The organism is Burkholderiales bacterium, assembly GCA_013695435.1.
Classification (GTDB): Bacteria; Pseudomonadota; Gammaproteobacteria; order Burkholderiales; family JACMKV01; genus JACMKV01.
In genome coordinates, this window is the sequence record JACDAM010000089.1 from 1 (window position 1) to 9,446 (window position 9,446).

Sequence of the window (9,446 nt, forward strand, 5' to 3'; positions counted from 1 at the left end):
GATCGATGCGATGCGACCCGAGATCGGGTTTGCTGCGATAAAACTGCTCGAGGAAGCCGGATGCGAAGTTGCAGTTCCGTCGGCACAAACGTGTTGCGGGCAGCCTGCCTATAACTCGGGCAACGCCGCGAACGCGTGCGCTCTGGCAGCCAAGACGCTGAACGAGTTTGAACCGTTCGACTATGTCGTCGTGCCAAGCGGCTCGTGTGCGGGACAGATCAAAGTTCACTTTCCGCAGTTGTTCGAGAACGATCCGCAGCTACGCGCGCGTGCCGAGCAGCTGGCAGCGCGGACCTATGAGCTGAGCGATTTTCTGGTCAGCGTGGCACCGCGCCGCTCGCCGCGTGCCGCTGCGTGCGGTCGCATTACGTATCACGATTCGTGCAGCGGCCTGCGCGAGATGGGAATCAAGACCCAGCCACGCGAGCTGCTGGCGCAAGCCGGAGCCGAGCTGATTGAGATGAAGGATTGCGAACAATGCTGCGGCTTCGGCGGCACCTTCGCGGTCAAGTACGGCGACATCTCGGGCGCCATCGTCAACGAGAAGTGCCGTCACATTCAAGCAACGGGCGCCGATGCGGTGGTGCTCGGCGACCTGGGCTGCATGCTGAACATCGAAGGCAGGCTGCAGCGCCTGGGTGACAAGACGCGCGTATTGCACGTAGCTCAGGTTCTGGCGGGGTCCGCTTAGTGCAAGTTCAAAGCATGCATTTCAAACAGCGCGCAGGGCAGAAGCTGGCTGACGTGCGGCTGCAGAAGAATCTGAGGAAGCTGGCCGAGAAATTTGTCACGGCGCGCTCCGCCGCGATCGCGGAGCTCGATGACTTCGAAGCGACGCGGGACGCCGCGGTCGAGCGCCGCAACCGCGTGCTGGCGACCCTTGACGTGTGGCTGCAGACGTTCGAGCGCAATGCGACTGCGCACGGCGCCACGGTGCTATATGCGCAAACGCATGAAGACGCCGCCCGCCTGATCGTCGAAATCGCGGCTCTGCACGGCGTGCGCAAGGTAACCAAGTCGAAGTCGATGGTGTCCGAAGAGATCGGGCTGAATCACGCGTTCGGGGCCGCCGGCATCACCCCGGTCGAGACCGACCTGGGCGAATACATCCTGCAGATCAACGACAACGAAGCGCCGTCTCACATCATTGCGCCGGTGATTCACAAGGACAAGGAAGAAATCTCGGACCTTTTTGCGCGCGTGCACGGGCTGCCGCGCAAGACCGAGATCACGCAGCTGACGCGCGAAGCGCGCGAAGTGCTGCGCGGCCACTTTCTATCGGCCGACATGGGCGTCACCGGCGCCAACTTCCTGATCGCCGAAACCGGGTCGGCGGCCGTCGTCACCAACGAAGGCAACGAAGGCATGTGCACGATCATGCCCCCGAAGGTTCACGTGGTGTTGACCGGGATCGAGAAGTTGCTGCCGACCCTGGAAGATCTCGCGACGCTGATGCGATTGCTGCCGCGCTCGGCCACCGGGCAGCAGATCTCGAACTACCTTTCGCTTCTGACGGGCCCGCGTCGCGCCAGCGAGGTCGACGGCCCCGAGCACATGTATTACGTGCTGCTCGACGCCGGCCGCAGCGCGTTGATCGGCGGCGAGTTCCAGGAGATGCTGCGCTGTATCCGTTGCGGCGCCTGCATGAATCACTGCCCGGTGTATCAGAACGTCGGCGGCCACGCCTATGGCTGGGTCTATCCGGGGCCTATGGGCTCGGTGTTGACGCCGGCGTTCGTCGGCCTCGAAAACGCGGGCGATTTGCCGAACGCCTCGACTTTCTGCGGAGAATGCGCGGTCGTGTGTCCGGTCAAAATTCCTTTGCCGGATTTGATGCGCAAGCTGCGCGAACAGCAGGTTGAGCGCGGCCTGCGCGCAAAGCGCGAACGCGTTGCATTGACGGTGTGGTTGGCGCTCGCGCGGCGACCGCGGCTTTACGCGCTTATCGCGGCACTGTCGGCGCATACACTGTCCCGGTTGGCAGGCAAAACGAAGCTGCTGCACTGGTTGCCATTCGGCTCCGGCTGGACCAAAGGCCGCGACATGCCGGCGCCTGCCGGGCGAACGTTTCGAGCGTTATATCGAATGCGCGAGCAAAAGAAATCGAATGTCGGCGATTGAGCAGAACGCAGGCGCGAAAGAGCGCATTCTCGCGCGTATACGCAGCGCGCGCGAAGCGCAGGAATCGAGGCGCAAAATCGAGTTGCAGGAGATCGCGCGCCATCTCGATGCGCATCCGCGCGGTCCGCGGCTGATGATCGAAGATGAGGCCGGCATGGCAGGCTCGATGCAAGCGCGTTTTCTGGAGCGCGCGCGGGCGATGGCGAGCACGTTCGAGGAAGTGGCGAGTATGAATCAGGTGCCGCACGCCATCGCGGCCTATTTGATTGCAAACGGTTTGCCGAAGGAGGTCGTGGCGTGGCCCGAATTTTCGCGGCTCGATTGGCGGGCAGCAGAAATCGATTTTGCATCGCGTCCTGCCGCGGCAAGCGATCTGATCGGCGTTACCGGCGCATTTTGCGCCATTGCCGAAACCGGCACACTGCTGCTGTTGTCGGGCAGCGAAACGCCGGCCACGACGAGCATGCTGCCGGAAACCCATTTCGCCATCGTCCATGCCGACCGCATCGTGGCGACCATGGAAGAGGCCTTCATGCTGGTGCGCGGCGCGCACCAGCAATTGCCGCGCGCCGTGTACTTCGTGTCAGGCCCTTCGCGCACGGCCGATATCGAGCAGACAATTGTCCTCGGCGCGCATGGACCGTATCGACTGCATATCCTGCTGGTGGGCCGCGCGTCTCATTCGTGATGGTTCGATTTCTCAGTGCCGTTCTTTGTGCATGCCGTCATGCCAGGAACAACCAGCTGACCAGCGCGAATATCGGCAGCAGGATAACGGCGGACCACAGCATGTAGCCGAAGAAGCTCGGCATTTTTACGCCGCTGTGCTCGGCGATGGCCTTGACCATGAAGTTGGGCGCGTTGCCGATATAGGTGTTCGCGCCCATGTAAACCGCGCCGGCGGAAATCGCAAGCAGCGTTGTCGAAAGCGGACCGCTCAGCATTTTCGCGTCGCCGCCGGCGGTGTTGAAACACACCAGATAGGTCGGCGCATTGTCGAGAAAGCTCGATAGGATTCCGGTAAGCCAGAAGTACATGACGTCGTTGGGGCTGCCATCGGCGTTGGTAACCGCATCGATAACTGGCGCGAGCGCTCCCTCGCTACCGTCGCGCAGAATCGCGATGGCCGGGATGATGGTGAGAAAAATTCCAGCGAAAAGCTTGGCGACTTCGACGATCGGTTCCCAGGTGAAACCGTTCGCCTCACGATGACTCGCCGCCGTGAGCTTCAGCGACAAGCCCGCGATCAGCAAGAGCAGGACATCCCTCAGCAGATTCTGCAGCTCGACTTCGACATGGTAAACGTCGAAACGGATGTCCGGCTTCCACACGCCACTCATCAGGACAGCGCCGAGGATGGCGGCGAGCAGCGGCACGTTTACCAGACCCCTGACGCCCAGTGCGCGGTCCGGAGTCGGATCGAATTCGGGGGGCAGGATGCCCTCCTTTTTGTAGAGATAGCAGTCGATCGCGTAAAAAACCGCCAGCACGATGCCCGCAACCAGCAACGTCGGCAGGAACAGATGAATGGTCGGCCAGAAAAAATCAACGCCCTTGAGAAAGCCCAGAAACAGCGGCGGATCGCCGAGCGGCGAGAGCGCGCCGCCGATATTGGCAACGAGAAAAATGAAGAAGATGACAACGTGCACGTTGTGCCGGCGATTGTCGTTCGCGCGCAGCAGCGGGCGAATCAGCACCATCGACGCGCCTGTCGTACCGGCCAGGCTTGCCGCCGCCGCACCTCCGGCAAGGATGCCCGTATTGAGGCGCGGGCTGCCGTGCAGGTTGCCCTTGATGTGAATGCCTCCGGCGACAGTGAACAGCGAAAACAGCAGGATGATGAACGGCAGATATTCCAGCAGCATGGTGTGCAGGAATTCGTAAAGCGCGACGTTCAGTCCGTAGGTCAGCGCGAACGGGATGATGAAAGCAAGCGCCCAGAAGGCCGATATTTTGCCGAAATGATGGTGCCAGAAATCGGGCGCCACGAGCGGCATGATCGCAATCGACAACAGCATGCCGGCGAAGGGCGCGATCCATACGAGTCCAAGTTGCTCGCCAGCGACATGGGGCGCGCCGTCCGCCGCCGCCAAAGCCGGATCGGCGCCGATCAGGCAAAGCAGAACCAGCGATACAGGGAAGGGGAAGCGTTTTTTCACAGGGCGCGGCAGGGGATTGTTGTCGTTGAGGCTGGTGTGCGTGATGGCGCCCATGCTATAGAGCAAGCATTCCGGTTGCTAGCCGGCGCGGAAGTTCTCATAATCGTTACAGTCTTAAGTCAGTCTTGAGTTTGCCAGACTGCGGGGCTCGCGCCCTTGTCCGTAACCCACCAGGAGACAACACATGACCATTGCTGATAAGAGCACACCGCGCCGCAAGTTCCTGAAGCGCACCGGCGCCGCCGCGGGCGCGGCGGCGATTGCCGGATTTCCGCTTTTTTCGGTCGCGCAAAGTCCGGTCACTTTTCGCTGGCAAAGCACGTGGCCGGCGAAGGATATCTTTCACGAATACGCGGCGGACTATGTCAAGAAGGTTAACAATATGGCTGGGGGGCGGCTCAAAATCGAGTTGCTGCCGGCGGGCGCCGTGGTCAAGGCGTTCGACCTGATCGACGCCGTTTCCAAAGGCACGCTCGATGGCGGTCACGGCGTTATCGCGTACTGGTATGGAAAAAATTCCGCGATGGCGCTGTGGGGTTCCGGCCCGGCATTCGGGATGGACGCCAACGTATTGCTCGCGTGGCACAACTACGGCGGTGGCAAGGAGTTGCTCGATGAGCTTTACAAGAGTTTGAACCTTGACGTCGTATCGTTCCTTTATGGCCCGATGCCGACGCAGCCCCTGGGCTGGTTCAAAAAACCGGTCAGCAGCGCCGCCGATATGAAAGGTCTGAAGTTTCGTACCGTCGGCTTGTCGATCGATATCTTTACCGGCATGGGCCTCGCGGTGAACGCGCTGCCCGGCGGCGAAATCGTGCCGGCGCTGGATCGCGGATTGATCGACGCCGCCGAGTTCAACAACGCGAGTTCGGATCGTCTTCTGGGTTTCCCGGACGTGTCCAAAATCTGCATGCTGCAAAGCTATCACCAGTCGGCCGAGCAGTTCGAAATTCTGTTCAACAAGAAAAAGTACGATGCGCTTTCCGCTGACCTGAAGGAGATTATCCGTTACGCAGTCGAAGCGGCGTCCGCCGATATGTCGTGGAAAGCGGTCGACCGCTATTCTCAGGACTACGCGGACATGCAAGCCAAGCAAAACGTCAAGTTCTACAAGACGCCGGATTCGATCCTGCAAGAACAGCTGCGGGTGTGGGATGAAGTCGCCAAGAAGAAATCGGCGGAGAATCCGTTGTTCAAGAAAATCTACGATTCGCAGCGCGCATTCGCGCAGCGCGCGGTGCGTTGGCAGCAGGACACGATGGTGACCTCGCGTTTGGCGTATAACCATTTCTTTGCTGGTAAGGCCTAGCAACACGCATAGTATTGTTGCTCGAACAGGCGCTTTCCGCGCTGATCGACTGTCGCCTTCCGGTCTTGACGAGGGAAGGTTGCGATGGGGGTGAAATGCAGGAGAAATGTCCGTACCTTGACTCCACCCAACTTCCTGCATCGAGGGGAGGGCAGACTGGTGAAAGATGCGCGATCCAAAGCGCAGGCCGCAGCGATAGTCTCGTATTGATTGGGTCTCGGCTCCGTGCAAAATCTCCTGCTCCTGGTCGATAAGATCAGCACTTTCGTCGGCCAGGCGTTCGCCTGGCTGATCGTCGCGTTGACGTTCATGATTTCATGGGAGGTGTTTTCGCGCTATGCGCTGAACACGCCGCATGCCTGGATGTTCGACGCGAACAACATGATGTACGGCACGCTGTTCATGATGGCCGGCGCCTATACGCTGGCCAAGAATGGCCACGTGCGAGGCGACGTGCTGTATGGCTTTTTCCCGCCGCGCGTGCAGGCCGGGCTCGATCTCCTGCTCTATCTCGCTTTTTTCTTTCCCGGCATCATCGCGCTGGCCTATGCCGGCCTCGATTTCTTTCAGGTTTCGCTTGCCCAGAACGAACATTCTTCGGTGGCTGCCGACGGCCCCCCGATATATCCGTTCAAAGGCGTGATCATGATTGCCGGCGCATTGCTGCTGCTACAGGGCGTCGTCGAAGTCCTGCGCTGCGCGATTTGTCTGAAACAGGGTTACTGGCCTTCGCGTGAAGAAGATGTCGAAGAAGTCGATGTCGACAAGCTCAAGGAAATGGTCCACGTCAAGGATGAGGACATCGCGGCGCTCGACCCTGCCGCGCCCGGCCCGATTCCTGCCGACAAACGGGCGTCCGGGCTATGACAATTTCATCGGACAAGACGAAGCCGGATGGCCGCCAGCATGTCGGCGGATGTCGCCGTGATCGGGCGGGCCATCGCCGGACATCTCGCTCATGAGAAAAGAGTTATGGTTCGGGTTGTCGATCATGGCGATGGTCGTAATCGCCTGCTTTGTCGTGCTGCCGGCGCCGTCCGAAATGACCTACGGCCATCTCGGGCTGTTGATGCTCGGGCTGGTTGTGGTCGCCATCATGCTCGGCTTCCCGACCGCCTTCACCTTGATGGGCATGGGTGTCATTTTCGGCTGGATTGCCTTCGCCTACGACACGCCGAGAATCCTCGACCTGATGGTGCAACGCACGTATGCAGTGATGTCGAACGACGTACTGATTGCCGTGCCGTTATTCGTGTTCATGGGCTATCTGGTCGAACGTGCGAACCTGATCGAAAAGCTGTTCAAGAGCATGCATCTGGCGATGTCGCGCATACCCGGCTCGCTGGCGGTGGCGACGATTGCGACCTGTGCGATTTTTGCGACCGCGACCGGCATCGTCGGCGCGGTAGTCACGCTCATGGGCTTGCTGGCGTTCCCGGCCATGCTGCGCGCCGGGTACAACGTCAAGGTATCGGCCGGCGCGATTACCGCTGGCGGCTGCCTTGGCATCCTGATTCCGCCGTCGGTGCTGCTGATCGTCTACGGCGCGACTGCCGGCGTGTCAGTCGTGCAACTGTACGCCGGCGCCTTTTTCCCGGGGATCATGCTGGCTGCGCTTTATGTCGCCTATGTGATCGTGCTCGCGAAACTGCGACCGGCATTGATGCCGCCGTTGCCGGCCGAGGAACGCAAGGTAAAGCTGCCTCACTTCGCGCAGGTGCTGTCGCGTGATCGCGGCAAGGTGGCGTTGCCGGCATTGTTCGCGGGATTCGGACGGCGCAACGGTCTTCCGACTGGCGTTGTCGCCCGCAACCTGTTCGTCGCTTTGCTGCCGGCGCTTGCCGGTGTTTTCCTGCTGGGATTGCTTTACCGCAGCGCTACGGCCCCACTCGTTGTGCAGTCTACGGAGGGTCTGGTCGAATTCGGCTCGGAGTTGGGCAGTGGGGCTGTCGCCGGAAAGACCAAGCGACCGCCGGCCGGACTGGGTGTGCAGGAACCGCCGGTTTCCTCACCACCGCCGTCACTCGATCAGCAGTCATTGGGCGTGCAGGAGCCGCCGCTGGTTCAGGAACCTGGCGGCGCGCAGGATCCGTCTGCCGCGCAGAATGCGCCTCTCGGGGTGGCGGAACCGCCGGGCGCCGAATCCGTAACAAGCGAATCCCCCGCGGAAGCGACGGCGGATGCTGCCGCCGCCGATGGCGCACTGGCAGCGCCGACATGGTTCTGGATTACGTTCGCCGTCATCGCGGCTGCGTTGCTGATTTTTTACGCATTGCTCAGCTTCGCGCGTCTCGAAATTTTCAAAATGCTGCTCGGCTCGTTCTTTCCGCTGGCCATGCTGATTCTGGCGGTACTCGGTTCCATCGTGTTCGGGCTGGCGACGCCGGCCGAGGCCGCGGCCATGGGATCGCTCGGCGGTCTGCTGCTGGCTGCCGCCTATCGTCAGTTGAATCGCGGCGTGCTGCAGGAATCGGTTTTTTTGACCGCCAAGACGACGGCCATGGTGTGCTGGCTGTTCGTCGGTTCGAGCATATTCTCGGCCTCGTTCGCGCTGCTCGGCGGCCAGGAGTTGATCGAGCGCTGGGTGCTGTCGATGAACCTCGCCCCGGTCGAGTTCATGCTGCTGGCGCAGGTAATTATTTTCCTGCTCGGCTGGCCGCTCGAGTGGACCGAAATCATCGTGATCTTCATGCCGATTTTCGTGCCGCTGCTGCAGCACTTCAACATCGATCCCCTGTTTTTCGGCCTGCTGGTGGCGATGAATCTGCAGACCGCTTTTCTGTCGCCCCCGGTTGCAATGGCGGCTTTTTACCTGAAAGGCGTCGCACCGCCGCATGTGACCCTGGGTCAGATTTTCTCCGGCATGTTGCCGTACATGGCGATTCAGGTTTTTGCCATGTTCCTGCTTTACATGTGGCCCGCGATCGGGCTATGGCTGCCGAACTATCTGTATAAATGATTGCGCTGCACCAGATCGGCTTGCGCGCTGCCCGTGATGACATAGCCGCAGGAAGGCTGACGGCCGCAAAATATCTGGCGGCATTGCTCGAACGGACTGCCCGTTTTGAACCGCGGGTGCAGGCGTGGCAATGGTTCGATCCGGAGCGCGCGATGACGCTCGCGAAGCGGAGCGATCACGGGCCGCCGCTCGGCGGCGACGCCCTCCTGCGCGGCATCCCGATCGCCGTCAAGGATATTATCGACGTCATGCAATTGCCGACGGGCATGGGATCGAAGCTGTACGAGGGCGAGCGCAACGTTGCCAAATGCTCGGCGAAAATTGTGGAATGCATCGAAGGCGCCGGCGCTTATGTGCTCGGCAAAACCGTGACCGCCGAGTTCGCTTTTCTTGCCCCGGGCAAAACGCGTAACCCGTGGCATGACGCGCACACGCCGGGCGGATCGTCCAGCGGTTCGGCGGCGGCAGTCGCAGCCGGTTTCGTACCCGGCGCGATCGGCACGCAAACCAATGGCTCCGTCATTCGTCCGGCGGCATTCTGCGGCGTCGTCGGCTTCAAGCCGAGCGCAGGTACGATCTCGGCAGACGGCACTTTGAGCTATAGCCCGACGCTCGACCAGACCGGTGTGTTCACGCGCAGCGTCGCCGACGCGGCGATGCTTTCGTCATATGTCGGCGAGCGGCCGATCGCGGTTGACGTTCGCAACATGGAGCGCCCTCCAACTCTGCTCGCTGTGCGCTCGCCGGTGTGGGAAAAAGCGACGCCGCCGCAGCGCGCGATGCTGGCGGCGAATATCGAGCAATTGCGCAAAGCCGGCGGGCGCGTTGACGAGATCGAATTGCCGCGCGCATTTGACCGCGCGCATTCCGTTCTGCGCACAATCATGGCGTCTGAGGC

General features: G+C 61.1%; 8 protein-coding genes. 7 read left to right on the top strand and 1 reads right to left on the bottom strand.

From position 1 onward, the window contains the following. Positions 1–10 precede the first annotated feature (10 nt). Genes H0V78_05335 through H0V78_05345 form a run of 3 tightly spaced genes read left to right on the top strand, consistent with a single transcriptional unit; the run spans position 11 to position 2,809 of the window. On the top strand, positions 11–691 hold the full coding sequence (locus tag H0V78_05335) for a (Fe-S)-binding protein (protein ID MBA2351214.1): 681 nt from the start codon (positions 11–13) through the stop codon (positions 689–691). After that, positions 691–2,121 (top strand): iron-sulfur cluster-binding protein, encoded by a 1,431-nt coding sequence (locus H0V78_05340; protein ID MBA2351215.1) that lies wholly within the window; start codon positions 691–693, stop codon positions 2,119–2,121. The genes H0V78_05335 and H0V78_05340 overlap by 1 nt, the downstream gene beginning before the upstream one ends. Continuing rightward, the gene (locus H0V78_05345) at positions 2,108–2,809 is read left to right on the top strand and encodes a lactate utilization protein C (protein MBA2351216.1); all 702 of its coding nucleotides are present in this window, start codon (positions 2,108–2,110) and stop codon (positions 2,807–2,809) included. The genes H0V78_05340 and H0V78_05345 overlap by 14 nt, the downstream gene beginning before the upstream one ends. 37 nt (positions 2,810–2,846) lie before the next feature. Here the strand turns inward: H0V78_05345 and H0V78_05350 are convergent, their stop codons facing one another. Further along, positions 2,847–4,334 (bottom strand): sodium:proton antiporter, encoded by a 1,488-nt coding sequence (locus H0V78_05350; protein ID MBA2351217.1) that lies wholly within the window; start codon positions 4,332–4,334, stop codon positions 2,847–2,849. Between the two features lie 130 nt (positions 4,335–4,464). Here H0V78_05350 and H0V78_05355 point away from each other — a divergent pair, with 130 nt between their 5' ends. The 4 genes from H0V78_05355 to H0V78_05370 all read left to right on the top strand — a co-directional run. Continuing rightward, positions 4,465–5,589 (top strand): TRAP transporter substrate-binding protein, encoded by a 1,125-nt coding sequence (locus H0V78_05355; protein MBA2351218.1) that lies wholly within the window; start codon positions 4,465–4,467, stop codon positions 5,587–5,589. Positions 5,590–5,814: 225 nt separating this feature from the next. Then, positions 5,815–6,456, top strand: a complete 642-nt coding sequence (locus H0V78_05360; protein MBA2351219.1) for a TRAP transporter small permease subunit — start codon at positions 5,815–5,817, stop codon at positions 6,454–6,456. A 91-nt stretch (positions 6,457–6,547) separates the two neighbouring features. Next, positions 6,548–8,548, top strand: coding sequence for a TRAP transporter large permease subunit (locus H0V78_05365; GenBank protein ID MBA2351220.1), 2,001 nt, complete (start codon positions 6,548–6,550; stop codon positions 8,546–8,548). Beyond that, positions 8,545–9,446: amidase (locus tag H0V78_05370; GenBank protein ID MBA2351221.1), on the top strand; the 902-nt coding region annotated here is incomplete at its 3' end. The genes H0V78_05365 and H0V78_05370, both read left to right, overlap by 4 nt.

Bases quoted from the DNA above. Each gene is read 5' to 3' on its own strand.
- H0V78_05335 (MBA2351214.1), top strand. From the start codon at position 11: ATGCGACCCGAGATCGGGTTTGCTGCGATAAAACTGCTCGAGGAAGCC.
- H0V78_05345 (MBA2351216.1), top strand. From the start codon at position 2,108: ATGTCGGCGATTGAGCAGAACGCAGGCGCGAAAGAGCGCATTCTCGCG.
- H0V78_05350 (MBA2351217.1), bottom strand. From the start codon at position 4,334: ATGGGCGCCATCACGCACACCAGCCTCAACGACAACAATCCCCTGCCG.
- H0V78_05355 (MBA2351218.1), top strand. From the start codon at position 4,465: ATGACCATTGCTGATAAGAGCACACCGCGCCGCAAGTTCCTGAAGCGC.
- H0V78_05365 (MBA2351220.1), top strand. From the start codon at position 6,548: ATGAGAAAAGAGTTATGGTTCGGGTTGTCGATCATGGCGATGGTCGTA.